19 protein-coding genes and 2 riboswitches are annotated in these 23,963 nt (G+C 68.5%); of the genes, 8 read left to right on the top strand and 11 right to left on the bottom strand.

Annotated features, from left to right (window positions below):
• Nucleotides 1-58: 58 nt before the first annotated feature.
• The 7 genes from LGM89_RS00170 to LGM89_RS00140 all read right to left on the bottom strand — a co-directional run bounded on the left by LGM89_RS00170 (nt 59) and on the right by LGM89_RS00140 (nt 6,113).
• Nucleotides 59-1,006, bottom strand: a complete 948-nt coding sequence (locus tag LGM89_RS00170; protein ID WP_226203173.1) for an ABC transporter substrate-binding protein — start codon at nt 1,004-1,006, stop codon at nt 59-61.
• Between the two features lie 55 nt (nt 1,007-1,061).
• On the bottom strand, nt 1,062-1,622 hold the full coding sequence (locus LGM89_RS00165) for a GNAT family N-acetyltransferase (protein ID WP_226203175.1): 561 nt from the start codon (nt 1,620-1,622) through the stop codon (nt 1,062-1,064).
• 316 nt (nt 1,623-1,938) lie between these two features.
• Entirely contained in the window at nt 1,939-2,340 is a 402-nt protein-coding gene (locus LGM89_RS00160; RefSeq protein WP_226271905.1) for a type II TA system antitoxin MqsA family protein, read from the bottom strand.
• A 52-nt stretch (nt 2,341-2,392) separates the two neighbouring features.
• Nucleotides 2,393-2,635: a type II toxin-antitoxin system MqsR family toxin gene (locus LGM89_RS00155; protein WP_413227454.1), complete on the bottom strand. Its 243-nt coding sequence runs from the start codon at nt 2,633-2,635 to the stop codon at nt 2,393-2,395.
• Nucleotides 2,636-2,738: 103 nt separating this feature from the next.
• A complete protein-coding gene (locus tag LGM89_RS00150) occupies nt 2,739-3,782 on the bottom strand; it encodes a succinylglutamate desuccinylase/aspartoacylase family protein (RefSeq protein ID WP_226271904.1) in 1,044 nt (347 codons plus the stop codon).
• Nucleotides 3,783-4,042: 260 nt separating this feature from the next.
• On the bottom strand, nt 4,043-4,318 hold the full coding sequence (locus tag LGM89_RS00145; RefSeq protein ID WP_226271903.1) for a hypothetical protein: 276 nt from the start codon (nt 4,316-4,318) through the stop codon (nt 4,043-4,045).
• A gap of 244 nt (nt 4,319-4,562) precedes the next feature.
• A complete protein-coding gene (locus LGM89_RS00140; protein ID WP_226271902.1) occupies nt 4,563-6,113 on the bottom strand; it encodes a sensor domain-containing diguanylate cyclase in 1,551 nt (516 codons plus the stop codon).
• A 521-nt stretch (nt 6,114-6,634) separates the two neighbouring features.
• On the opposite strand from LGM89_RS00140, the gene LGM89_RS00135 reads away from it, so the two are divergent.
• The 4 genes from LGM89_RS00135 to LGM89_RS00120 all read left to right on the top strand — a co-directional run bounded on the left by LGM89_RS00135 (nt 6,635) and on the right by LGM89_RS00120 (nt 12,397).
• Complete coding sequence (locus LGM89_RS00135) at nt 6,635-9,511, top strand: xanthine dehydrogenase family protein molybdopterin-binding subunit (protein WP_226271901.1); 2,877 nt, start codon at nt 6,635-6,637, stop codon at nt 9,509-9,511.
• Entirely contained in the window at nt 9,508-10,209 is a 702-nt protein-coding gene (locus tag LGM89_RS00130; protein WP_226271900.1) for a (2Fe-2S)-binding protein, read from the top strand. The genes LGM89_RS00135 and LGM89_RS00130 overlap by 4 nt, the downstream gene beginning before the upstream one ends.
• Nucleotides 10,206-11,465, top strand: a complete 1,260-nt coding sequence (locus tag LGM89_RS00125; protein WP_226271899.1) for a cytochrome c — start codon at nt 10,206-10,208, stop codon at nt 11,463-11,465. The genes LGM89_RS00130 and LGM89_RS00125 overlap by 4 nt, the downstream gene beginning before the upstream one ends.
• A gap of 467 nt (nt 11,466-11,932) precedes the next feature.
• The gene (locus LGM89_RS00120) at nt 11,933-12,397 is read left to right on the top strand and encodes a hypothetical protein (RefSeq protein WP_226271898.1); all 465 of its coding nucleotides are present in this window, start codon (nt 11,933-11,935) and stop codon (nt 12,395-12,397) included.
• Between the two features lie 139 nt (nt 12,398-12,536).
• Here LGM89_RS00120 and pal read toward each other — a convergent pair whose 3' ends face one another.
• The 4 genes from pal to LGM89_RS00100 all read right to left on the bottom strand — a co-directional run bounded on the left by pal (nt 12,537) and on the right by LGM89_RS00100 (nt 16,527).
• Entirely contained in the window at nt 12,537-13,028 is a 492-nt protein-coding gene (gene pal, locus LGM89_RS00115; protein ID WP_089496910.1) for a peptidoglycan-associated lipoprotein Pal, read from the bottom strand.
• 408 nt (nt 13,029-13,436) lie between these two features.
• The gene (locus LGM89_RS00110) at nt 13,437-14,648 is read right to left on the bottom strand and encodes a porin (RefSeq protein WP_226271897.1); all 1,212 of its coding nucleotides are present in this window, start codon (nt 14,646-14,648) and stop codon (nt 13,437-13,439) included.
• 244 nt (nt 14,649-14,892) lie between these two features.
• The gene (locus LGM89_RS00105; protein ID WP_089496912.1) at nt 14,893-15,915 is read right to left on the bottom strand and encodes an ABC transporter substrate-binding protein; all 1,023 of its coding nucleotides are present in this window, start codon (nt 15,913-15,915) and stop codon (nt 14,893-14,895) included.
• A gap of 134 nt (nt 15,916-16,049) precedes the next feature.
• Nucleotides 16,050-16,171: riboswitch (guanidine-I (ykkC/yxkD leader) on the bottom strand.
• Nucleotides 16,172-16,326: 155 nt separating this feature from the next.
• Nucleotides 16,327-16,527 (bottom strand): hypothetical protein, encoded by a 201-nt coding sequence (locus LGM89_RS00100; protein WP_226271896.1) that lies wholly within the window; start codon nt 16,525-16,527, stop codon nt 16,327-16,329.
• Nucleotides 16,528-16,603: 76 nt separating this feature from the next.
• Nucleotides 16,604-16,737: riboswitch (guanidine-I (ykkC/yxkD leader) on the top strand.
• Between the two features lie 57 nt (nt 16,738-16,794).
• Between LGM89_RS00100 and LGM89_RS00095 the strand changes: the two genes are divergently transcribed.
• From LGM89_RS00095 to atzF, 4 genes are all read left to right on the top strand, one after another.
• Nucleotides 16,795-17,550, top strand: a complete 756-nt coding sequence (locus LGM89_RS00095; protein ID WP_226271895.1) for an urea amidolyase associated protein UAAP1 — start codon at nt 16,795-16,797, stop codon at nt 17,548-17,550.
• A 13-nt stretch (nt 17,551-17,563) separates the two neighbouring features.
• A complete protein-coding gene (locus LGM89_RS00090) occupies nt 17,564-18,220 on the top strand; it encodes an urea amidolyase associated protein UAAP2 (protein ID WP_226203188.1) in 657 nt (218 codons plus the stop codon).
• Between the two features lie 234 nt (nt 18,221-18,454).
• Nucleotides 18,455-22,048: an urea carboxylase gene (uca, locus tag LGM89_RS00085; RefSeq protein WP_226271894.1), complete on the top strand. Its 3,594-nt coding sequence runs from the start codon at nt 18,455-18,457 to the stop codon at nt 22,046-22,048.
• Complete coding sequence (gene atzF / locus LGM89_RS00080) at nt 22,045-23,952, top strand: allophanate hydrolase (RefSeq protein WP_226271893.1); 1,908 nt, start codon at nt 22,045-22,047, stop codon at nt 23,950-23,952. Before uca ends, atzF begins: the two co-directional genes overlap by 4 nt.
• Nucleotides 23,953-23,963: the final 11 nt, after the last annotated feature.

Genomic DNA, 23,963 nt, shown 5'->3' with positions numbered 1-23,963 from the left:
GCGGCGTTCCTGCGTGAGCGTGGCGTGGGCGTGAAGGGGCGGTGCGCGTGCGCGGCGTTCAGCTCTTCGGCAGCCCCGGCGGATTCGTGCGCGACTGGTCGATCGCTTCCGAAGCGAGGTTCCAGCGGTCGAGCACCTGCTGGTAGCGGCCGTTCTTGATCAGCCCGTTCAGCGCGACGGTCAGCGGATCGGCGAGCCCGCTGCCGCGGCGCGTCGCGATCGCGATGTCGGCCGTGCGCGGCCAGCCGCCGCTGATCGCGCCGACGAGGCGCGTCTTGCCTTGCTGCGCGCTCTGGTACGCGAGCACCGAGTTCACGCTGAACACCGCATCGGCGCGCCCCGACTGCACGGCGACGATGCGCATCGCCTGGTCGTCGTAGTACTGGATCTGCACGGGTTTCAGCCCGTGCGCGACGTTCTCGCGATCCCACGCGAGCAGGATCTTTTCCTGGTTGGTGCCGGCGTCGGTCACGATGCGCAGCCCCGCGACGTCCTTCGGCTCGCGGATCGCCTGGATCTTGCTGTCGTTGCGCACGTAGAAGCCGACCTGGTCCTTGCGGTAGGTCGAGAAATCGAACTTCTGCTTGCGCTCCTCGGTGACGGTGACGTTCGAGATCACCGCGTCGACTTTTCCGGATTCGAGCGCGAGCGGCCAGTCGGCCCACGCGAGCGCGACGATCTTCAGCTTGCGGCCGAGGCTGTCGGACACGAGCTGGCCGACGTCGGCGTCGAAGCCGATCACAGTGCGCGCGTCGGTCGCATACGAGCTGATCGGCGGCAGGCTCGGCGCAACGCCGATCGTCAGCGTGCCGGGTTCGGCGAACTTGAACGACGCGGGCACCGCGCGCTCGACGGCCGCATCGGCCACGCCGCGCGGGCGGCCGCGCTGCTCGGGGCTCAGGTCGAACGTGGCGGCGGCCGCGGCTGCGGCGAACGCAGTCAGGCCGATCAGCGCGGCGGCCAGCGTGCGCACGGCACGGGAAGAAAGCGGTACGGCTCGTTGCATGAAAGCGTCCTGGAGTGGCAAGCGGAAATCGGAGGGAAGCGGGGGGCCGTCGCGGTCAGCGCGACAGCACCGGTTCGGGCACGGGCGCCCACAGGTCGGCCAGCGTCGACGTGCGCGACGGATCGGCGAGATCCTTGCCGAACCGCAGGTGGAAATACGCTTCGGGGTCGATCGACGAATCGAACAGCCGCGTATAGCCGGTGCGGTCGTACAGCGCCCATGCTTCGGGCTGGCGAAAACCGGTGGTCAGGTAGATGCGGCGATAGCCTTGCTGCGCGGCACGCAGTTCGAGCGCCTCGACGATGACGCGGGCGAGGCCCTGGCGGCGCAGGTCCGAGCGGGTCCAGATGCGTTTGAGCTCGGCGGTCTGCGCGTCGTAGCGCTTGAACGCGCCGCCGCCGATCGTCTCGCCGTCGCGCAGCAGCAGCACGAACGCGCCTTCGGGCGGCGCGAACACGTCGGCCGGGTAGCGTGCGAGTTCTTCGCGGGCGGATGCCTCGCTGTCGGGCCGATACGCGTGGTAACGGGTCGAATACTCGTCGATCAGCGCGTCGATCAGCGGTTGTGCGCGGACGTCGAGCGGCGTCGTGTCGATGATGCGGTCGGTCGTGGCCATGGGCATCGCGAAGGGCGCGCGATGCGGACGTTCCTGGCGGGGTGCGGGCACGCGGCCCGTCCGGTCTGTTCCGTTATCGCGACGCGGTTGTCGTGATGGCGGCGGCCGTTGCGTGTCCTGCTGGGATGCGGGTGGCGGGCCGCCGCCGTTTTGAACACGTTAGCGGCGCGGCCGGCAAAGGCGAACGAAGCAATTTCGATAAGGATTTCGCGGGAAGCGTCAGAAGGCTTGCAGCGGGAGTGGGGTGGGGTGACGGGGGATCGCGCATGCGTTGAGGCGTGTGCCGGACGTATGCGCGATCCTGAAGCGCGAGCGCCTATGCCGCTCGCACTTCGGCGAGCAGATCGGGGTGACGATCCAGCAGCTTCAGCAATTTCACGAGGGCAAGCGGCGGATTCGTCTTGCCTGTCTCGTAACGGGAGAACGCGTTGACGCCGCCGCCGAAGAGCTCGGCCGCCTCGCGCTGGTCCAGCTTCAGCTTCTTGCGCACCTTCGCGATGTACTTCGGGTCGACGAGGGTGGCGTTCACCTGCTTGTTGAATTCGGTGATCGCTTCGCCGAGACGGGTGGCCTCGTCGAGATCCAGCACCGATTCCCCGCAGGCCGGGCAGAAATCGCCGGTGATATCGCGAACGACAGTCGACCGGCCCTTGTAGGTATAGGGGATGTTTCGCGTGTCGCGGACCAGCTTGGCGGCACCGCAGGCAGGGCACTTCATGTTCAACGCTCCTTGAAAGACACGATCAGCACATCGTCGATCACCGTCAGTTTCAGGTACACGTCGCCGCGCACCGTGAAAGATCGGTGTCCTGCCGGATCGTGTGGTCGGCGTACGTCGTCATACTCTTGTGGAAGTCGAGATCGGTCAGCGACAGCACGACACCGAGCGCCTCCCGTTCCGTGAAACCCAATAGCCGGGCGCCGAGTACCGCGCTCGCCGTTAGCCGGACCTGGCCGGATTCGACGAGCGCTTTCACGCGCAGCAGCTTGCAATGAGGCGTTCTCTTTTCCATCTGCGATCATAACCAAGTAAGTTAATTTGTCAAGTTGGTTAATGACGAACGCATGCCGTCCGCCATGACTGGCAGACAGCGTGGAAAGGAGAGAGGTCCGGATTTAGGCCGTCTGGCCGATGCTCGGCGGCGCCGACAACTCCGCCAGCTGGAACAGGCAATCGCCGCGCTGCACCTGCGCGGGCACGCGCTTGCACACCACTTCGCCGTCACCTTTGAAGCGGTGCAGTACCGGCTCGCGCAGCGGCGTATCGGGGAAATGCACCCACGCGGCCGGCTGCCCGGCCTTCACCTGGTCGCCGAGTTCGACGAGCGGCTCGTACAGCCCGCGCTCGTACGCGTAGACGAAATGGCGATCGCCGTCGACGCGCATGAAGCGCGTGACGGTGGGTGGCGCATCGGGCACGAGCGCGCCGTGCAGCAGCCCGATATGGCCGAGGTAGTGCAGCAGCCCGTGGCGGCCCATCCGGATCAGCGACGGATCGGCCATGCCCGCGCCGCCGAGTTCGGTCACGATCGAGATCGCGCCCTGGCGGCGCGCGGCCGACGCCGAATGCACGGGATTCGGCGCATGCAGCAGCGCATTGTGCAGCCCGAACGCGACCAGCAGCCCGTTGAGCTTCGCGGCTTCGTCGGCGTCGAGCGGATCGATCGCGAGCATGTTGCCGCCCTGGTACAGCAGCGAGCTGCCGCCCGAGTGCAGGTCGACCAGATACTGCGCGCGCGACAGCAGCGCGTGCTCGATGTAGTGGGCGATCATCTGCGTCGGCGTGCCGGTCGGGTCGCCGGGGAAGCTGCGGTTCAGGTTGCCTCCGTCGAGCGGCGACACGCGCAGGCCGGCATCCGCTGCCGGGAAATTCGCCATCGGCAGCAGGATCAACTGCCCGCTGACCATCTCGGGCTCGATCTCGCGCATCAGTTGCGACACGATGATCTGGCCTTCGTACTCGTCGCCGTGATTGCCGGCCATCACGAGCGCGACCGGGCCGTCGCCGTTGCGGATCGACGCGATCGGGATCGGCAGCCAGCCGTATGCCGAGCGGTGGACGGAATGCGGCAGCCGCAAGTAGCCCGCGTGCTTGCCGGGTGCGTCGAGATCGATTTCGCAGTGGATGGGATTGCGGTGCGAGGAAGAAGAGGCGGTCATGGCGGCATCGTTCGATGAACGGAATTCGCCATCTTATCGGGAAACGACTGCCGCGCGGCGCGCAGGGAGTGCGCAACGCCCAACGCCATCAAGCGGCACGTGCATGGATCTCGGGTACGGCCAGTTGCACGGCAGCCGATACGCGAGACCCCGTGCGATGTTGCAGCGATGAACGCATGCCGGTCGGTCGGCCGGCATGCGTTCGGCGGGATGTTTCGCGCCGGCCCCTTGCCGAGACAGGGCCGGCGCGCGCAGCCGCGTTACCGGCCCGATGTTTCAGCTTCGAGACGTCCTTCTTCCCACAGCGCCCAGAAACGGCTGCCGGCGCGATACGGATTCCCGCGGCGTGCGCCGTGATCGGCGATGCCCTGGCGAAATGCGCCGTACAGCGTCAGCGGCGGATTGTCGACGCATCGGGCCTCGCGGGCGGCCGGCATGCGGCTTTCGGACACGAGCCGGCGGATCAGCGATTCGCCCTCGATCACGTCCAGTGCGTCGATGGTTTCGCTGCGGCTGAGGACTTCGACGGTATTCATGTTGGGTCTCCCTGACAACCTGTTTCCCTGACAGGGAGCAATAAGAGTGCCAGGCTTGAAAAGCCTTGCGCTGCTTCGATCGTGCAGGCTTCTGCAGCCAACGTGACGCGCGGCAGGCGGCGATGTTACGGAACACGTCACGTGACACGCGAACGCGCGACGACACGTGCGGCCACGCAAAGCGTTTCGGAATTGAATCGTCGGGAGGCGGTGGAGGCGGGGAAAGCGGGCTTGTGCAGCCGGGTCAACTCGCGGTGACGGGCGTGACCCGGCTGCTGCCGCTCGAATAGAAGCGATAGATGCCCTTGCCTGCGGACTTCGCTTCATACAGCGCGCTGTCGGCCTGCCGGATCAGTTCGTCGGGGGAGCCGTGCCCGTCGTCGAGCGCGATGCCGATGCTGATCCCGAGGCTCACCGTCTCGCCGATCGACAGCGTGTACGGCGCCGAGATCTGCCGGATGATGCGCGCGGCGAGGAGCGAGCACGCATGCATCGTCGTGTCGTCGATCGCGACGACGAACTCGTCGCCGCCGATGCGCGCCGCCAGCTCGCCGGACGGCAGCGTCTTGCCGAGCCGCACGGCGACCTGCGTGAGCACATCGTCGCCGGCCTGGTGGCCGAACCGGTCGTTGATCGCCTTGAAGCCGTCGAGGTCGAGATACATGACGGCGAGCGCGGGACCCGGCGCGCGCGGCCGGCGCGCGAGCATCCGCTTGAGCTCGGCATGCAGTTCATGACGGTTCGGCAAGCCCGTCAGCGCATCGTGCCGCGCGAGATGCCGGATGTGCTGCTCGGTCCGGCGGCGCGCGGTCACATCCTCGACGATGATCACTGCGTTGCCGTCGGGTACGCGGTGGCGCGTCAGTTCGAGCTGGCGGCCGTCGGCGAGCACGACGTCGAGCGGCGCGGGCTCGTCGCAGGCCAGCCAGAGCTCGCACTGCGCGGCGAGACCGGCGCCGTCGGGATCGGTCGCGTCGTTCGCGCCGAGCGCCGCGACGACGGCGGGCAACGGCGTATCGAGCATGATCTCGCGCGGCGAGCCGAACAGGTGCGCGGTGCGCCGGTTCGCGACGATCACGCGGCGCTCGCCGTCGATCATGCACAGGCCGTGCGGCATGTAAGTGAGCGCGGCGTCGAAGCGCGCGACGAGTTCGGCGTTGCGCTGGCGCGCGGCGATCAGCGCGACGAGCACGCGATAGTGACGCTGGACGACCGTGCGCATCGCGGCGAGATAGATCGCGAGCGGCGGCAGCAGCAGCCACGCGCCCGACCGGTGGGCCAGCAGCGCACCGACGCCGATCGGCAGCACGCCGAGCGCGACCTGCATCATCGCGAGCCGCGGCAGCGCCGAATTGCGCGACGCGATTCCGCCGAACACGCCGCCCGCGACCATCACCGACAGCGTGCCGAGCTCGACGTCGACGGCCTGCACGCAGCCCATCACGCCGAGGCCGAGCACGAAGCACGCGACGAGCGACACGGGCGCATAGCGCAACGCCCAGTATTCGGCACGGTCGTCGCCGGCGTTGCGCTGAACGGTGTACGCGCGCGCGATCGAGAGCCGCGTGATGAGGAGGCCGACGTCGGCGATCAGCCACGCGAGGCACCACAGCTGCTGCAGCCGGATCAGTGCAACGGCCGCGACGAAGCCGCTCGCGAGCCCGGAGAGCGCCATCGGTCGGACGTCTTCGAACAGCGTAACGAGCATCGACGGGCGCAGCGCGGCCGTCACACGGTGGTTGCCGGAGGGAGGAGTGGCGAGAACGGAGTGCAGGAGAGATGCCCTGACTGCCATGGTTTTTAACCTCGACACGATGTCGCGTGATGTCGCGATGGCTGGCGGCGCCCGCACGGCACATGGCGGGCGCCCGGCCAGGCCGGATGCGCACGACATTACCATGAAACACGGGCGGCGCGGGTTGCCCCGGGGGATACCCGGAGAGGCCTGCGGCACCGCTCGCCGCGCCGGCCACTCGTCGTCAACCACGCCCGCGAATGGCTTGCGCATTCGTCGGCGCCGGGGCAGCATCGTGGCGAACGGATTGCGGCACGGCGACCGGCAGGAGACCGGTCACCGTGCACGGCGGGCTCGGTCGACACGATCGAAACCGCCGTAACCGGGCACGCGATGCGGTCGAATTGCTACCCGCGACCGGCTGTCGCAGCCCGGCTGAATACCGTTATAAGAAATTCAATAAGTATTTCATGCGAGAAATACTATAGGCGATATATCTAAAACAATGCCAGAATGCGCGCCGCTCCGAACGTCGCGACACCCGATCGCCGTCCGAGCCGCATCAGGAGGTTCCCCCCCAAATGAAAAACCACGGCCTGTCACGGCGGGGTTTTCTGAAAGCCAGCGTGCTGGCGGGTGTCGCGGTGTATGTCGCGCCCCTGGGCAGCCGCGCATTCGCGGCGCTCTTCGAAGAAAAACTCCTCACCCCCGTCAAATGGGATAGCGTCACCGGCATCCCCCAATTCCGCATCGACGGCATCGCGAAGGTCACCGGCTCGAAAGTGTTCGCCCGTGACGTGCGCGCCGCCGACATGCCGCACTGGCCGCAGCAGCAGTCGCATGCGCTGATCCTGCGCGTCACGCAGGCCGACCGCACCTACGAAGGCTTCGACCTGTCGCTGCTCGGCGACGACCTGAAGCCGGACCGCGTGGTCACGGCCGACGATCTCGTGCGCGACGGCGTCGCGTTCCCGACGTTCTACGGCGACGACATGCTGCTGCCGGCCGGCAAGACGCCCGCGTATCTCGGCCATGCGGTCGCGATCCTCATCTACCACGACTTCGCGCGCTTCCGCTTCGCGAAGAACGCGCTCAAGTTCCGCGACGACGTGATCCGCTACGGCGCGGTCACCGGCCCGCTCGAGCGCGATCCGTGGGGCACCTTCCGCTACGTGCGCGTGGGCGGCAAGACGGCCTACGACGACGACGTCTATTCGAGCCTGAAGGACGCGCCGATCTTCCCGAGCATGATGCGCAAGCACCTGCCGGTGTGGCCGGACGGCAAGGAGCACGGCAAGCTCGACGAGCAGGGCATGTTCCTCGCCGGGCAGATCGCCAGCGAGCTCGACCATCCGTCGGCCGACTGGCTCGTGTTCGATCGCGAGTACAACACGCAGTCGGTCGATACGGCCGCGCTCGAACCGGACAACGCGAACTGCTGGTACGACGCCGCGACGCAGTCGCTGCACCTCGTCGTGCCGACCCAGTCGCCGCTCGAAGTGGCGGAGAACGCGGCCGCGATGGTCGCGAAGTGCCGCTTCCCGGTGAAGAAGCTGTTCGTGCATCCGTGCTACACGGTCGGCTACGGTTCCAAGGATCACTTCAACGTCCCGTTCTACGGTCTCGTCTGCGCGTTGTATGCGGACGGCCGCCCGGTGCGTTTCGCGAACGACCGCTACGAGCAGTTCCAGACGTCGCTGAAGCGTCACGCGTTCAAGATGCATTACCGGATCGCGGTGGATCGCAACACGGGCCTGCTGCAGTCGTTCAAGGGCGACTTCGAGGCGAACGGCGGCGGGCGCTCGAACTTCTCGCCGTCGGTGGCGATGGTGGGGGCGACGGCCGCGCAATCGATCTATTACTTCCCGAAGAGCGACCTGGCCGCGGTCGCGATCGCGTCGCGCGCGATCGATGCCGGCTCCGCACGTGGCTATGGCACGCTGCAAAGCATGGCGGCGACCGAGATGGCGGTCGACGAGATCGCCGCGCAGCTGAACATCGACCCGATCGATTTCCGCCTGCGCAACGCGCTGCGCTCCGGGATGAAGAACACGCAGGGGGCGATTCCCGCCGGCGCGCTGCGCGTGGACGAGGTGCTCGAGCGCTCGAGGCAGCATCCGCTGTGGACGCGCCGCGCCGCGCGCAAGGCCGAATACGAGGCTGCGCATCCGGGCAAGCGCTACGGCGTCGGCTTCGCGTGCGTGCAGAAGGATTTCGGCACGGGCGCGGAAGCGTCGTTCGCGAAGGTCGAATTCGACGAGAACGGCAAGGTGTCGCTGCAGCACACGGCGGCCGAGATCGGCACCGGGATGTCGACGTCGCAGGCCGTCGCGGTCGCGAAATGGCTGGGCCGTCCGGCCACGGACGTGCGCGTGGCTGTGACCGAATGGCCGGACCTGCCGGTCGAGACCAGCGGCGATCCGTACCTCATGTCGCAGGCCGACCAGGATCGCCTGAGCGCGAATCCGCGCTGGTCGCCGAGCTATGCGTCGCCGTCGAGCGCGACGAACTCCGCGTACTACTTCACGCACAGCACGCGCGAAGCCGCGCGCGCGGTGTTCCGCTACGGCCTGTGGCCGGCGGCGATGTCGATCTGGACGCGCGGCCTCGGCGGCGGCCAGGCCGCGCCGTACACGATCCGCATCGAGGACGCGCGCTGGGTCGACGGCAAGCTGACCGCCGACGGCCTCGAGCCGCTGTCGTTCGAGCAGCTCGCGAAGCAGGCCCATGCGCTCGGCCTGCCGACCGGCGCCGTCGTGCACGTGTTCAACCGCTGGCAGTGGACCGACGCCGAGTTCGAAGTGGGCGGCACGGTCGAGCGTCTGCCGATTGACGGGCTGTCGCTGCGTGTCGGCGCGCCGAAGACGGGCGACAACGGCCCGGTGCCCGGCACCGCCGCACCGGCCGGCGCGACCACGATGCGCAGCACGCTGGCGCCGACCGCGAACGGCTACCGCGTGCTCGACCGCAAGCGCGTGTTCATCCCGCCGACGAGCCGCAACAACGCGGCCGTCACGTACTACACGGCAGTCGGCACGCTGGTCGAGCTGGCCGTGCACGAAGCGACCGGCAAGGTCGAGCTGCTCACGCATCACTCGATCATGGAATGCGGCAACCAGATTTCGCCGCAGCTCGTGTCGGGGCAGTTGCAGGGGGGGCTCGCGATGGGGATCGGCCACGCGCTGCACGAATACCTGCCGCTCTATGAAGACGGCCCCGGCAACGGCACGTGGAACTTCAACCGTTACCAGCTGCCGCGCGCGTCCGACGTCGCCGTCTGGACGCAGACGGGCGACGTGCTGCCGCCGCTGTCCGAGACCGATCCGCCGAAGGGCGTTGCCGAAGTGGTGATGATTCCCGTCGTCGGCGCGATCGTGAACGGCATCGCGCACGCGATCGGCCATCGTTTCACCGACCTGCCGGTGACCCCGCAAAAGATTCAGGAGGTGCTCGCATGACGACCGCCCAAACCGCGGCTTCCGCCGCGAGCGCCAGCGCCGCTGCGACCGGCGCTTCCGCGCCCAGCGCGGCTTCGGCCGCACCGGCATCGGCTCCGGCTCCGGCCGTGCCGGCTTCGGCCCCGGCTGCCGTCGAGCGTCCGCTCGTCCGGTTCCAGTCGAAACCGCTGTCGATCAATATCAACGGCAAGTCCGTCGGCCCGATGCAGGTGCCGGAAGGGCTGATGATGATCGAGTTCCTGCACGAATACGCGGGCCTCACCGGTTCGCGGCTCGGCTGCGGGCAGGGCATCTGCCACGCGTGCGTCGTGATCGTCGACAAGCCGGACGGCACGAGCGAGGAAATGCGCACCTGCATCACCGGTGCGCACTTCTTCCACGGCCGCGCGATCCGCACGATCGAAGGCCACGCGAAGCGCAACGAAGCGGGCGAAGTGGTCGAGCTGTCGCCGATCCAGCAGAAGTTCCTCGAGCATTTCAGCTTCCAGTGCGGCTACTGCACGCCGGGCTTCGTCAACGCGGCGACCGTGCTGATCGAACGCCTGAAGCGCGAGCCGGTCGCGAAGGCCGACGTCGAGCGCACGATCACCGAGGCGCTCGATGCGCACCTCTGCCGCTGCACGGGCTATGTCCGCTACTACGAAGCCGTCAAGGACGTGGTGCTGACGACGCCGGGACTCGTGAAGGACGCCGCATGAAACGCACATTCGCTCATCGTGTCGCGCGGGTTGCGGGCTTGCCCGCGCTCGCGGCCGCCTGCGCGCTGCTGCTCGCCGCCTGCGGCGGCCATGACGCGCCGGCCTCGAACGCGGCTTCCGGCGCACCGGGTGCCGACCCGATCGCGCGCGGCCGCTACCTCGTCAAGGCCGCCGACTGCGCGGCATGCCACACCGCGAAGGACGGCGCGCCGTTCGCCGGCGGCGCGCCGCTCGAATCGCCGTTCGGCACGTTCTACGGTTCGAACATCACGCCCGACAAGGATCACGGGATCGGCAGCTGGAGCGCGGACGATTTCTACGCCGCGCTGCATGACGGCAAGGCGCCGGGCAAGCGCCTGTATCCGTCGATGCCGTACACGTCGTACCGTCAGCTCACGCGCGCCGATTCCGACGCGATGTACGCGTACCTGAAGACCGTCAAGCCGGTCGCACTGGAAAACCGCGCGCACGCGCTGAAGTTCCCGTACAACCTGCGTTTCGGGATGGTCTTCTGGGACATGGTGTTCCTGAAGGACAGCCTGCCCGATGCGTCGACCGGCCAGTCCGCCGACTGGCAGCGCGGCCGCTATCTGGCGGGTGCGCTCGGCCATTGCGCGGAATGCCATACGCCGCGCGCGTTCACGGGCCAGCTCGACAGCGCGAAGCCGTTCGCCGGCGCCGCGCTCGGCCGCGTGGCCGCGCCCGACATCACGCCGGCGGGCCTCGCCGCGCGCGGCTGGACGGGCGCCGACCTGCAGACGTTCTTCGGCGTCGGCATCGCGCCGCAAGGCTCGGCATTTGGCGAAATGTACCCGGTCGTGCACCTGAGCACGCAGACCATGACGAAGGACGACCTGCGCGCGCTGTCCGTGTACCTGCTGGGCGATACGCCGCCCCCGCCGCAACCGGTGAAGCCGGTGTCGGTCGACGCCGCGCAGCTCGCGGCAGGCCGCTCGGTGTATCTCGCGGTGTGCGCGGGCTGTCACGGCTTCAACGGTGAAGGCAAGCCGCACGTGGCGGTGCCGATGAACGGCAATTCGACGGTGCGCCAGGGCGACCCGCGCAACCTGCTGGTCGCGATGCTGGACGGCATCGGCGAGCAGAAGTTTGCCGGGTTCGAGAACCTGCAGCCGATGCCCGGTTTCGCGCACACGCTGAGCGACGACGAACTCGCGCAGCTCGCGAACTACCTGCGTGCGACGTGGGGCGGCCAGCCCGCGAGCGTCACGCCGGCCGACGTGAAGGCCATGCGTTAAGTCGTGCCGCAGGGCGGCGCGTCGCGCGCGAGTCAGCCGGTTTTCCGGTGCTCGCGCGCGACGCGTCGTTCGATTTTTTTTCGGCGGTTCTTCAGTAGCCGCTGCCACCTCCGCCACCGCTACCGCTGCCTCCCGAGCCGCCACCGCCATACCGGCTCATGCCCGGTCCCTGCGCAGGGCCGCTACCCGACGACATACATCCCGCCGACAGCACGAGCACCAACGCGGCGATCAGCGCCGCGGCCCACCTTGCCGATTTCATGTCCGCCTCCTTGCCGCGCGCGGGACGCTGGAAAGGCCGGTTCGCGTGAACCGCGCGTCTGCGTGCTGACGGAACATGAAACGTTTCGGGCGGGCGGGTTATTCCATGCATTTTGTGGATCGTTGAACGCGAAGGGGCAGACCGGATGCATCTTGCCGCCTTGGTACACTCTGGCAGCCGCCATTCCGGTTCCGACTACAAAAACATGAGTGCTACCGTAGAACGTCCGCCGTCGCGTCCGTCCCATTCCGTCGTGCTCGGCTGCGTGTCGTTTGCTATCGGCGCCCCGCTGGTCGCATCGCTCGTCTGGCCGGCCGTGATGCTGATCGCGTGGTCGTTGATCGACGGTCCGTCGTGGGAGGTACTGAAAGTCAGCGCCGGCATGGTGCCGCTGATCTTCTTCGCGTCGTTCCTGTTCGGCTATTTCGTGCCCGCGGCCGTGGCGGGCGGCATCATGGGTGCAATCGGCACGCGAATCCGGCGGCGCTGGTTCGTGCTGCTGGGGATGATCGTCGGGGCAGGCGCGATGATCGGCTTCGTCGAACTCGTGGCCTACCTGCTGAAATCCGACAAGGTCGGTGACATCAACGCGATCGCCACGCTCGATGCGATCGTGACGTCGGCCGCGCTGTCGTACTGGCTGCATCGGCGGCTCGCACGCCGGCGTTGAATGCGACGCCGTGCGTCAGCGGGCGCTGTGTCGTTGCTCGCGAGCATGCAGCGGGCGGCACCGCGCGGCCGCTTCTGCGGCCCGTGGGCTGGCATGCCGTTCCTTAAGCAGAAGCCGCCGCCGTCGCGGCGGCCTGTGATCAACGATAGACGAGATCGGCGCGGCGATTCTGCGCCCACGCATCCTCGTCGTGGCCGAGCGCAACCGGCTTTTCCTTGCCGAGGCTGACCGCCTCGAGTTGCGTGGCCGGCACGCCGAGCGTTTCGAGCCCGCTCATCACGGCCTGCGAGCGGCGTTGGCCGAGCGCGAGGTTGTATTCGGACGTGCCGCGTTCGTCGGTGTTGCCCTGGATCAGCACGTGCCGCGCCGGATGGCTACGCAGGTAGTCGGCATGCGCCTGCAGCAGCGACTGGTATTCGGGCTTGACGGAGTACTGGTCGAAATCGAAGTAGATGCTGCGTTTCGCGAGCGGGCTGTTCGGATTGTCGAGATCGTCGGCCGTCACCGTTGCGACGGCTTCGCTCGAGGGTGTTGGCTCCGTGCCGGCATTCTCGGGCGTCTTCGCCGCATTGTGGCAACCGGCCAGCAGCACGAAGGTTGCCAGGACTGCAAATCGATTCGTTTTGCTCATCGTTCGTCTCCAGCGGTTGACTGCGTTGAACGCGTAGGGCGTGCGACGGGCACGCCCGTATCCGGCCGGCATGGCGCGAAAGGTCCGGCACGCACGGCGTGAAGCGCGTTCGTAAGCCGGTGGTGCGCCATATGAAAGAGTGTCGCGACCGGAACGCCAAATCTCGGCGTCGCTGCAAACAGATTAGGAAAAATGTCACAGCGTGACCAGTTTCTCCGCATTTTTTTGCGCCGATGCGACAGTCCCGGCCGCATTTTTGCCGTTGTGATGGGCGATGCCGCAGCGAAAAGGCCGCGCACGGGCGCGGCCATTCCGGTTCGGAGCATGACGATCGGGTGGTGCTGGAGCGCTTGCCTGATACGTCCGTCGGCGCAGCAGCGTTGCGCCGCGTCGCTCCGTCTTGCGTCGTCAGAACTTGTGCCGCAGCCCCAGGGCGACGACGACCTGGTTGCTGTTCGCCGACGGCGTCAGCGTCCAGACGGTTGCGTTGAATGCGGGATTGCCGTTGCCGCCGCTCACGCTCTGGTAGACGCCTTCGAGATACGCATCGGTGCGCTTCGACAGCGCATAGTCGGCTTGCGCCACGACCTGATTCCATTTCGGGCGCGTCTGGCCGGTGCGCGTGTCGAAGCGGCCCATCGTGTACGTGTAGGTGGCCGAGAGGCTCAACGCCCGCGTGACGACGTAGCGCCCGTCGATCGAGAAGTTGTCGAACACCAGCGATTCACCCTTCAGCGGCGCGATGCCGCCGCCCTGGAGCACGCCGGTCACGCCGTCGGTGGTCGAGTGCGACCACGCGGCGCCGACCGAATGCGGCCCGAATGCGTAGCGGCCGGCCGCGGCCCAGATCTGCTGGTTGCCGCCGGTGATCGTCGCCGAGCCGTCGACCGTGCTGAGCGCGCCGTTCGGGTTCGGCGCATTGCGGTCGCGGCTGATCTTCAGGTAGCCGGCGCCGAGCTTCAGCGGCCCGTTCGCATACGACACCCCCGTGCTCCACGCCGCGTTGTTGGAGAACTGGCCGGCCGTGTTCGAGAACCCGAACATCGCGCCGAACGTCAGCCCGCGGTACGTCGGGCTCGTGTACTTCACGGCATGGTTGATGCGAAGGTTGCGGTTCGAATCGTCGTTGTCGTACGGATGCACCGCGAGGTTGCCGCCCCAGCCGGGGCCGGACGCGCCGAGCGGCGTCACGAAATCGAGGATCAGGTCGTACTGGCGGCCGAACGTGAGCGTGCCGGCCGTCTTCGAGCTCAGGCCGATCCATGCCTGGCGGCCGAACAGGTCGACGCCTTTCTGCGACAGCGCGCCGGTGGTGCCCGAAAAGCCGTTCTCGAGCGTGAAGACCGCGGCCGTCCCGCCGCCCAGATCCTCACGGCCGCGCAGCCCCCAGCGCGACGCGTTCAGTGCGCCGCTCGTCATCGCGACGGTGCCGCTGCCCGGCGAGCCGGCGCCGTGCGTGCGCTGGTTGGTCGCGTAGGTGATCGACGTGTCGATCAGGCCGTACAGCGTCACGCTGCTCTGTGCGTATACCCCGCCCGACGCGAGGGCGGTCAGGCAGGCGGCAATGGCGGTCCCCGCGAGTCGAGTGCTGGCGTGCTGGTTCATCTTGTAGGAATGCATAGGAGTTTTTATCGTTTTTCCGGCCCGGTGGCCGGCGGATCGAGCGGCCATTATTGGAGATCGTGCGGCGCTCGATTAAGGCGTTGCACAGGAAAGGTCCTCTGCAAAATCGCGTGGAATCGCGGCGAAGCGGGGGCGGGGAGAGGGTCAGGCGGCGGCCGCGGCCGCGGCCGCGCATCGACGCGGCCGGGTTTGGCGGGAGTGAGCGCGAGGGGCCGGCGCCCGAAGCCCGGCCCCGCGCCCGTCAATGCGGCATCACGAGGCGCGGATCGATATACGCGTCGATGTCCTGCGACTGCTTGTATACGCCGTTGCGTACGTTGAACGCATTCGCGTTGCGCGTCGAGCCGTAGATCGAATCGAGCCCGTCGCCCTTGCGGAACGCGCGCTTCGCGGCGCCTTCGTCGAGCAGGTGCGTGCCCTTCAGCAGCGGGAGGTATTGCTCCGGCGCAAGCCCGACGCGGGCGGACATGATCCGGACCGCGTCGCTCTGCGTCTTCGGATCGTTGATGTAGGCGACGCAGCGGTACCAGACCTTGATCACCTTGGCCCAGTCGGCGCGGCGCGCGGCGAGGCTGGCCGGCGCGACGGTAATGGCGTCGTAGATCAGCCCGGGCGCATCCGCCGACGTGAAGATCGCACGTGCGCCCGGCGCGCGCTTCAACGCCTCGCCCGCGTTCGGCTGCCAGGCGGCCACCGCGGCGATGTCCGTCGACGAGCCGAGCACCTGCGGCAGTTCGTTGGTTTTCGCGTTCACGAGCGTCACGTCGCCGTCCTTCAGCCCGTGCTTCTGCAGCGCGGTTTCGAGCAGCAGGTGATCGACGAGGCCGAGTTCGACGCCGACCTTCTTGCCCTTCAGCGCCTCGACGCTGCGCAGCGGCGGCTTGGCGACGATCATGTCGTTGCCGGCGGAATAGTCGGTGAGCAGGATCATCACGTTCTTCGCGCCGGCCGAGCCCGTCACGAGCGCGTCGCCGTTCGTCGCTGCGACCGCGTCGAGCTTGCCTGCCGAAAACGCGTCGAGCGATGCCGAGTAATCGAACCATTCGAAATCGACGTCGACGCCGGCTTCCTTGAACCACCCCTTGTCGAGTGCGACCTGGAACGCGACCCAGCCGGGCCAGTCGCTGTAGCCGATCTTGAGCGGCGCTGCCGCGTGCGCGGCGGGCGTCATGAGGAGCGTGGCGGCCGCGGCGGCGGCCCCCAATGCGTGACGGACGGAACGGCGGGACAGCAGGCGGCGGAGCGCCAGGGCGGGGCGGGTCATCGTTTTCTCCAGGAGACCGGGATCGGGATCGATACGGACCGTGCTCGTGCGCGGTCCGGCCGCGTGGCCGGTTCCTGCGGAGGCGGAACGAATGAAGCGGCCACGGAGAGGCGCGACGGCCGTTGCCATCGCCAATCTCCCGGGCTTTTGTCCCGCCGTGTAGCGCGTGCGCGTCCGGTCTCGCGATCGGACGTACCCGCGCCGGGCTGCTCTCGGACCAGACGTTCGATGAACCGGAACCCTAGCACCCCTAAGATGCGACGCCGCCGCACCTCTCGGCGTCATGCCGAGCGAGAAGCGTGCCAACGGCACGCGGCGGGGCGGCTCAGGGGCGGTGCGACCTGCGCTGCAGTTCGATGAAGCGGGCGGAGAAGAGCGCGCTCAGCGCGCGCCGGAGCAGGTCGAGCTTGTTCATGAGGTGTCGTGGATCGAGTGAAGGTGCATGCATCGAGCAATGCCCATGCCATCGCCGGTCGCGTCGTGCAGGCGGGCGCGGCGCGCACTGCGCCGGTGCGGGCGCGCGTTCGCATGGTGCGCGGCACGCCCGCCGCGAGGGCGGCCATCCGCATCCGGTGCGGTATCCGTCAGCGCGCGCATGCCGGAAAGCCGCATGGCGCGGCGATTCCTCACACGCTGGCACGCAACTCGCTTAGTCAGTGCCCGAGAGGTGCGAAGCAATTTGCATCATCTTCAGGATCGCTAGGGTTCCGGTCGTGCGGCGTTCGCGCCGCGCGATGGCTGGTCCGAGAGCAATCCGGTCTTGTCTTCTCCTCGTTTCGAGGAAACGGCGAGGCTCCACGGAGGGATAAAAGCCCGGGAGGTCGCGATGTCGTTCGGTCGCCCTCTCACGCCTTTTGTCCAACCGACCACGGAGCCGCCATGTCGCCGCGCCCCCAAGCCGTCCTTGCCCCGCCGCCACACGTCGTGTGGGAAACGCTCATTCCCGCCGGAACCCACTGGTCCGGCATCCTGCGCCGCGGTCTCGCGCTGCGTGTCGTCGATGTCGACGGCGGTGCGAATCTTTCCGCCGTGTTTCATCGCCAGGAAGATCCGCTCGAACGCTACAACATGGCCGACACGCTGAAGGCGCAGCACACCGCGCATCTCACCCGCGGCCATGCGCTGTACACCGACATGGGGCGCGTGATCGCGTCGATCACGGCCGACACGCTCGGCTGGCACGACCCGCTCGGCGGCGTCGGCGATGCGCGGCTGTTCGCGCACAAGTACGGCACGACGTCGTACCAGGCCGATCGCAACGCGATGATCCGCAACGGCCGGGACAGCCTCGTGCTCGAACTCGCGAAATACGGGCTGTCGGCGCGCGACCTCGTCGCGAACGTCAATTTCTTCAGCAAGCTCGACACGCGTGACGACGGCGCGCTCGATTTCGTCGCCGGACATTCGCCGGCCGGCAGCATGCTCGACCTGCGCTTCGAGATGAACACGCTGGCCGCGTTCTCGACCGCGCCGCATCCGCTCGACCCGCACCCGGACTACGCGCCGAAGGTGGTGAAGCTGATCGCGTACCGCGCGTATCCGGCGGACGGTGCCGCGCCGGAGGACGACCCGTGCCGCCGCGCGTGCGCCGAGAACGTGCGCGGCTTCGCCAACACCGATCGCCTGTTTGCGTAAGGAGCGCCGAGCCATGCCGATCATCGAAAGCCGTCTCGACCCGCGCGATGCCATTCACGACACCACATTGAACGCGGGCGAACCGTGGCTGCGCGACCTGAAGCGCGGGCAGGTCTTCCGCATCCTCGACCTGGAAGGCAACCAGGCCGTCGACACGCTGTTCTACCGGTCCGACGACCCCGAGGAGCGCTACAGCGCGCAGGACACCATCCGCGCCCAGCGTAACCTGTACCTGAGCGCGGGCAGCGTGCTGCTGTCGAGCCGGGGCAACCCGATGGTGACGATCGTCGCCGATACCTGCGGCCGTCACGACACGCTCGGCGGCGCGTGCGCGGCCGAGAGCAACACCGTGCGCTATGCGCTCGACAAGCGGCACATGCACAACTGCCGCGACAGCTTCCTCAACGCGATCACGCACTGCACGTGCGGCGCGGGCGCGCGGCTCACCAAGCGCGACCTGGTCGGCAACGTCAACTTCTTCATGAACGTGCCCGTCACGCCGCTCGGCGGGCTGACCTTCGAGGACGGCATTTCCGCACCGGGCAAGTACGTCGAGATGCGCGCGGAGATGGACGTCACGGTGCTGATCTCGAACTGCCCGCAGCTCAACAATCCGTGCAACGGGTACAACCCGACGCCGGTGCGCCTCACGATCTGGGAGGCGAAATGAACGACCCCCACGCTCACTATCGTTCGCTGCCCCCCAAGGGGGCGGTTGCCGTCCACGGCCGGCTTTGCAAAGCCGGCCGGCTGCGCGGGCGCGGAGCGATGCTCCGCGAATTCCCCGCTACGCCCCTTGGGGCGGCCCGGCGGGAGGCGGAATGAACGACCCCCACGCTCACTATCGTTCGCTGCCCCCCAAGGGGGCGGTTGCCTACCTTGGGGCGGCCCGGCGGGAGGCAACATGAGATTCAAGAAAATCCTCGTCGCGAACCGCGGCGAAATCGCGTGCCGCGTGATCCGTACGCTGAAGCGGCTCGGAATCGCGTCGGTCGCGATCTACTCCGACGCCGACCGTGATGCGCGCCATGTGGCGCTCGCCGACGAAGCCGTGCGGGTCGGCCCCGCGCCTGCGGCGGACAGCTACCTGAACGTCGCGGCGATTCTCGCCGCCGCGCGCGAGACGGGCGCGCAAGCCGTGCATCCCGGCTACGGCTTCCTGTCCGAGCACGCCGGTTTCGCCGACGCATGCGAAGCCGCGGGCCTGCGCTTCATCGGGCCGCGCGGCGACCAGATGCGCGCGTTCGGGCTCAAGCACACCGCGCGCGAACTCGCCGCCGCACAGGGCGTCGCGCTGCTGCCGGGCACGGGCCTGCTCGACGATGCGCGGACGGCGCTCGCGGCAGCGGATGCGATCGGCTATCCGGTGATGCTGAAAAGCACCGCGGGCGGCGGCGGGATCGGCATGTCCCTGTGCCGCGACGCCGCGCAGCTCGAAGCGGCGTTCGATTCCGTCGTGCGGCTCGGCGCCGCGAACTTCGCGCATGCGGGCGTGTATCTCGAGAAATTCGTCGAGCACGCGCGGCACATCGAAGTGCAGATCTTCGGCGACGGCCGTGGCGATGCGATCGCGCTCGGCGAGCGCGATTGCTCGGTGCAGCGCCGCAACCAGAAAGTGATCGAGGAAACGCCTGCACCGGGCCTGACCGCTGAAGAGCGCGCCGCGTTGCACGCGAGCGCGGTGCGGCTGGCCCGTGCGGTCGGCTATGCGTCGGCCGGCACGGTCGAATTCGTGTTCGACGCGACTGCGCGCCAGTTCTATTTCCTCGAGGTGAACACGCGGCTGCAGGTCGAGCATTGCGTGACCGAGGCAGTGACGGGCATCGATCTCGTGGAATGGATGATCCTGCAGGCGGAGGGCGACCTGCCGCCGCTCGACACGCTCGCCGTTGCACCGCGCGGCGCGAGCATCCAGGTGCGGCTCTATGCGGAGGATCCGCACAAGCAGTTCCTGCCGAGCGCGGGGCTGCTGACGCACGTCGCGTTTCCGGACGACGTGCGCGTCGACGGCTGGATCGAGGCGGGCACCGAGATCAGCGCGTATTACGATCCGCTGCTCGCGAAGCTGATCGTGCATGGCGAGACGCGCCGCGACGCGCTGGCCGCGCTGCAGCGCGCACTGGCGCGCACGGAACTGTACGGCATCGAAACCAACCTCGACTATCTGCGCGCGATTGCCGGTTCGGATACCTTCGCGCGCGGCGCGTCGACGACCGCCTTCCTGTCGCGCTTCGCGTTCGCGCCGCACACGATCGACGTGCTCGACGGCGGCGTGCAGACCACCGTGCAGCAGGCGCCCGGGCGTGTCGGCTACTGGAACGTCGGCGTGCCGCCGTCCGGGCCGATGGACGATCGCGCGTTCGCGCTCGCGAACGCGTTGCTCGACAACGCGCTCGACGCGGCGGGGCTGGAATTCACGATGGTCGGCGCGACGCTGCGCTTCAACGCCGAGACGCTCTTCGTGCTCGGCGGTGCGCCGCTCGCGGCATCGCTCGATGGCGAGCCCGCTCCGTTCTGGCAGGTGCTGCGTGCGCGGCCCGGCGCGGTGCTGAAGCTGGGCGGCGTGACGGGCGCCGGCGTGCGCGCATGCCTGGCCGTGAAAGACGGGCTGCAGGTGCCCGACTATCTCGGCAGCAAGGCGACTTTCACGCTCGGCCAGTTCGGCGGCCATGCGGGGCGTGCGCTGCGCAAGGGCGACGTGCTGCATCTGGATGCGGCAGCCGGGCGCGGCGACGCGGGCGCCACGCTGGCCGCGGCGGACATCCCCGCGCTGACGCACGCGTGGACGCTCGGCGTGCTCGACGGTCCGCACGGTGCGCCGGATTTCTTCACGCCGGACGACATCGCGATGCTGTACGGCACGCAGTGGACGGTTCACTACAACTCGAGCCGCACCGGCATCCGGCTGATCGGCCCGAAGCCGCAGTGGGCACGCGCGGACGGCGGCGAGGCCGGCCTGCATCCGTCGAACATCCACGACAACGCGTACGCGATCGGCGCGGTCGATTTCACCGGCGACATGCCGGTGATCCTGGGCCCGGACGGCCCGAGCCTCGGCGGCTTCGTGTGTCCGGTGACGGTCGTGCATGACGAGTTGTGGAAGCTCGGGCAACTGCGGCCGGGCGATACCGTGCAGTTCGTGCGCGCCCGAGTGTCGACCAAGCGCTCCGCCGACATGGCGGTTGCGCGTCCGGCATCCACCGGCACGCCGGACGACTGCGTGCTGCATCGCGACCCGTCGGCCGGCGGCGGCCTCGGCGTCGTCTACCGGCGCTCGGGCGACCGCAACGTGCTGGTGGAATACGGGCCGCTCGTGCTCGACCTGAACCTGCGTTTTCGCGTGCATGCGCTGATGTGCTGGCTCGACGCGCACCGGCTGCCCGGCATGCTCGACCTGACGCCGGGCATCCGTTCGCTGCAGGTGCAGTTCGACACGCGGACCTTGCCGCTCGACGCGCTGCTCGCGCATCTGCAGGCGGCCGAGCGCGAACTGCCGGAAGTCGCCGACATGAGCGTGCCGAACCGCATCGTGCATCTGCCGCTGTCGTGGGACGACCCGTCGACGCGGGTCGCGATCGAGCGCTACATGCAGTCGGTACGGCCCGATGCGCCGTGGTGCCCGAGCAATATCGAGTTCATCCGGCGGATCAACGGCCTGGCCGGCATCGACGACGTGAAGCGCATCGTGTTCGACGCGCGTTATCTCGTGATGGGCCTTGGCGACGTGTACCTCGGTGCGCCGGTCGCGACGCCGCTCGATCCGCGTCACAGGCTCGTCACCACGAAATACAACCCCGCGCGCACCTGGACGCCGGAGAACGCGGTCGGCATCGGCGGCGCGTACCTGTGCGTGTACGGGATGGAGGGGCCGGGCGGGTACCAGTTCGTCGGCCGCACCGTCCAGATGTGGAACCGCCACCGCACCACCCGCGAGTTCGAAGCCGGCAAGCCGTGGCTGCTGCGCTTCTTCGACGAGATCCGCTTCTACGAAGTCGGCGAGGCGGAGCTGGCGGAACTGCGCGCGGATTTCGTCGCGGGGCGCGCCGGTCTGAAGATCGAGGAATCGGTGTTCGATCTCGGCGCATACAACCGTTTCCTGCGCGATGAGGCCGATTCGATCGCCGCGTTCAAGGCAGCGCAGCAAACGGCGTTCGAAGCGGAGCGCGAACGGTGGCGGGTGGCCGGCCATGCCGAATACGTCGGCGACGCGGCGCAGGGTGACGCGGATGCCGCGCGGGAAGCCGGCGCACTCGCCGACACGCAGCGCGCGATTGCCGCGGACGTATCGGGCAGCGTGTGGAAGGTGCTGGTCGAAGCCGGTGAACGCGTGACCGAAGGGCAGGTCGTCGCGATCGTCGAGTCGATGAAGATGGAGGTCGCGGTGACGGCAACGGAAGACGGCACGATCGAGACGATCGATTGCGCGCCGGGCGCGGCGGTGGTGGCCGGCCAGCGGCTGATGGTGATGAAGGCGGGCGCCGCCGAGGAGGTCGCGTGAGCACGACGGAACGTTCGATTTTGCCCGGCGTCCGCTCGATCGCCGCGCTGCGTGCGCGCTATGCGGCGGGCGACCTGACGCCGCACGCGCTCGTCGACGCGATCGCCGCGCATTTCGCCGCGGGCGATCCGCATCATGCGTGGATCCGGCCGCTGACGCATGCCGAGATGACGGCTTACGCCGACGCGCTGGCCGGGCGCGACCTCGCGTCATTGCCGCTGTACGGCGTGCCGTTCGCGATCAAGGACAACATCGATCTCGCCGGCATCCCGACGACGGCAGCCTGCCCGGCCTACGCGTACACATCGGCGCGCAGCGCGCCCGTCGTCGAGCGGCTGATCGCGGCCGGCGCGATCCCGATCGGCAAGACCAACCTGGACCAGTTCGCGACCGGATTGTCGGGCCAGCGCTCGCCTCATGGCGCGTGCCGCAATGCGCTCGATCCGCGCTATGCGTCGGGCGGCTCGAGCTCCGGGTCGGCGGTGGCCGTGGCGCTCGGCGTCGCGTCGTTCTCGCTGGGTACCGACACGGCCGGCTCCGGGCGCGTGCCGGCCGCGTTCCACGGGCTCGTCGGGCTCAAGCCGACCAAGGGCGTGCTGAGTACGCTCGGCGTCGTGCCGGCCTGCCGGTCGCTCGATTGCGTGTCGGTGTTCGCGCAGTCGGCGGCCGACGCGCGCACGGTGTTCGCCGCCGCGCACGGCGTGACCGACGGCGATCCGTACGGACGCGCATGGCAGCCACTGCTGGGCGCGGACGGGCTACGCGCGCAACCGGCGCGACCGCTCGGGCAATTGCGCTTCGGCACGCCGCGCGCCGACCAGCTGCAATTCTTCGGCGACGAATCGTATGGCGCGGCGTGGCGTGCCGCGCTCGAGCGCCTGCGCGCGACCGGGGCGCGGATCGTCGAGATCGATTTCAGCGCGTTCCTGGCTGTCGCGCGGCTGCTTTACGAAGGCCCGTGGGTCGCCGAACGGCTCGCCGCGATCGGTGCGTTCGCCGCGCGGGAACCGGACGCGCTTCATCCGGTGATCCGCGAAATCGTCGGCGGCGCGGCGCGCTTCAGCGCGGCCGATGCGTTCGCCGCGTTCGACACGCTCGCGACATTGCGCGTCGACGCCGGTCGCGCCTGGGACGGACTGGACGCGATCGTCATGCCCACTTCGGCGACGACAGCGACCATCGACGCACTCGAAGCCGACCCGATCGGCGTCAATTCGCGTTTTGGTTATTACACGAACTTCGTCAACCTGCTCGACCTGGCGGCGATCGCGGTGCCCGCCGGCCTTTGCGAAACCGGGCCGCATGCCGGGCTGCCGTTCGGCATCACGTTCGTCGGGCGCGCGCACGACGACGCGCAACTGCTCGATCTTGCACAGGCGTGGGGTGACGCGGCGGAACGTGGCAGCGGTGAGGGTGGCGGCCTGCTGACGGACGTCGCCGGCGACGCGTTCGCAACGCCGGCATCGGTGCCCGGCGCGTCATCCGGCGTCGTGCGCGTGGCTGTCGTCGGCGCGCATCTGAGCGGTGAGCCGCTCAACTGGCAGCTCACCCAGCGTGGCGGACGTTTCGTCGCCGCGACGACGACAGCGCCCGCCTATCGTCTCTACGCGCTGTCCGCGGCGGCATCCGGCGGCGTCGCCAAGCCGGGCCTCGTGCGTGTGCCGGACGGCGGCGCGTCGATCGCGGTCGAGCTCTGGGAGATGCCGGTCGACGCCTACGGCAGCTTCGTCGCCGGCATTGCCGGCCCGCTTGGCATCGGCACGCTGACGCTCGCGGACGGCTCTCGGGTGCAGGGTTTCCTGTGCGAAAGCGCGGCGCTGGCCGGCGCGCAGGACATCACGCACTTCGGCGGCTGGCGTGCCTACCGCGCGAGCGCCGCGACCGGCGCAGGCGCATTGCAATGAACGCCCGGTCG

This window comes from Burkholderia sp. AU31624 (assembly GCF_020420065.1).
Taxonomy (GTDB): Bacteria; Pseudomonadota; Gammaproteobacteria; order Burkholderiales; family Burkholderiaceae; genus Burkholderia.
The sequence above is the reverse complement of the archived record's forward strand: the minus strand, read 5'-3'. Positions and strand labels throughout refer to the sequence as shown.

Bases quoted from the DNA above. Each gene is read 5' to 3' on its own strand.
- LGM89_RS00170 (WP_226203173.1), bottom strand. From the start codon at position 1,006: ATGCAACGAGCCGTACCGCTTTCTTCCCGTGCCGTGCGCACGCTGGCC.
- LGM89_RS00165 (WP_226203175.1), bottom strand. From the start codon at position 1,622: ATGGCCACGACCGACCGCATCATCGACACGACGCCGCTCGACGTCCGC.
- LGM89_RS00160 (WP_226271905.1), bottom strand. From the start codon at position 2,340: ATGAAGTGCCCTGCCTGCGGTGCCGCCAAGCTGGTCCGCGACACGCGA.
- LGM89_RS00155 (WP_413227454.1), bottom strand. From the start codon at position 2,635: ATGGAAAAGAGAACGCCTCATTGCAAGCTGCTGCGCGTGAAAGCGCTC.
- LGM89_RS00150 (WP_226271904.1), bottom strand. From the start codon at position 3,782: ATGACCGCCTCTTCTTCCTCGCACCGCAATCCCATCCACTGCGAAATC.
- LGM89_RS00145 (WP_226271903.1), bottom strand. From the start codon at position 4,318: ATGAATACCGTCGAAGTCCTCAGCCGCAGCGAAACCATCGACGCACTG.
- LGM89_RS00140 (WP_226271902.1), bottom strand. From the start codon at position 6,113: ATGGCAGTCAGGGCATCTCTCCTGCACTCCGTTCTCGCCACTCCTCCC.
- LGM89_RS00135 (WP_226271901.1), top strand. From the start codon at position 6,635: ATGAAAAACCACGGCCTGTCACGGCGGGGTTTTCTGAAAGCCAGCGTG.
- LGM89_RS00130 (WP_226271900.1), top strand. From the start codon at position 9,508: ATGACGACCGCCCAAACCGCGGCTTCCGCCGCGAGCGCCAGCGCCGCT.
- LGM89_RS00125 (WP_226271899.1), top strand. From the start codon at position 10,206: ATGAAACGCACATTCGCTCATCGTGTCGCGCGGGTTGCGGGCTTGCCC.
- LGM89_RS00120 (WP_226271898.1), top strand. From the start codon at position 11,933: ATGAGTGCTACCGTAGAACGTCCGCCGTCGCGTCCGTCCCATTCCGTC.
- pal (WP_089496910.1), bottom strand. From the start codon at position 13,028: ATGAGCAAAACGAATCGATTTGCAGTCCTGGCAACCTTCGTGCTGCTG.
- LGM89_RS00110 (WP_226271897.1), bottom strand. From the start codon at position 14,648: ATGCATTCCTACAAGATGAACCAGCACGCCAGCACTCGACTCGCGGGG.
- LGM89_RS00105 (WP_089496912.1), bottom strand. From the start codon at position 15,915: ATGACCCGCCCCGCCCTGGCGCTCCGCCGCCTGCTGTCCCGCCGTTCC.
- LGM89_RS00100 (WP_226271896.1), bottom strand. From the start codon at position 16,527: ATGCGGCTTTCCGGCATGCGCGCGCTGACGGATACCGCACCGGATGCG.
- LGM89_RS00095 (WP_226271895.1), top strand. From the start codon at position 16,795: ATGTCGCCGCGCCCCCAAGCCGTCCTTGCCCCGCCGCCACACGTCGTG.
- LGM89_RS00090 (WP_226203188.1), top strand. From the start codon at position 17,564: ATGCCGATCATCGAAAGCCGTCTCGACCCGCGCGATGCCATTCACGAC.
- uca (WP_226271894.1), top strand. From the start codon at position 18,455: ATGAGATTCAAGAAAATCCTCGTCGCGAACCGCGGCGAAATCGCGTGC.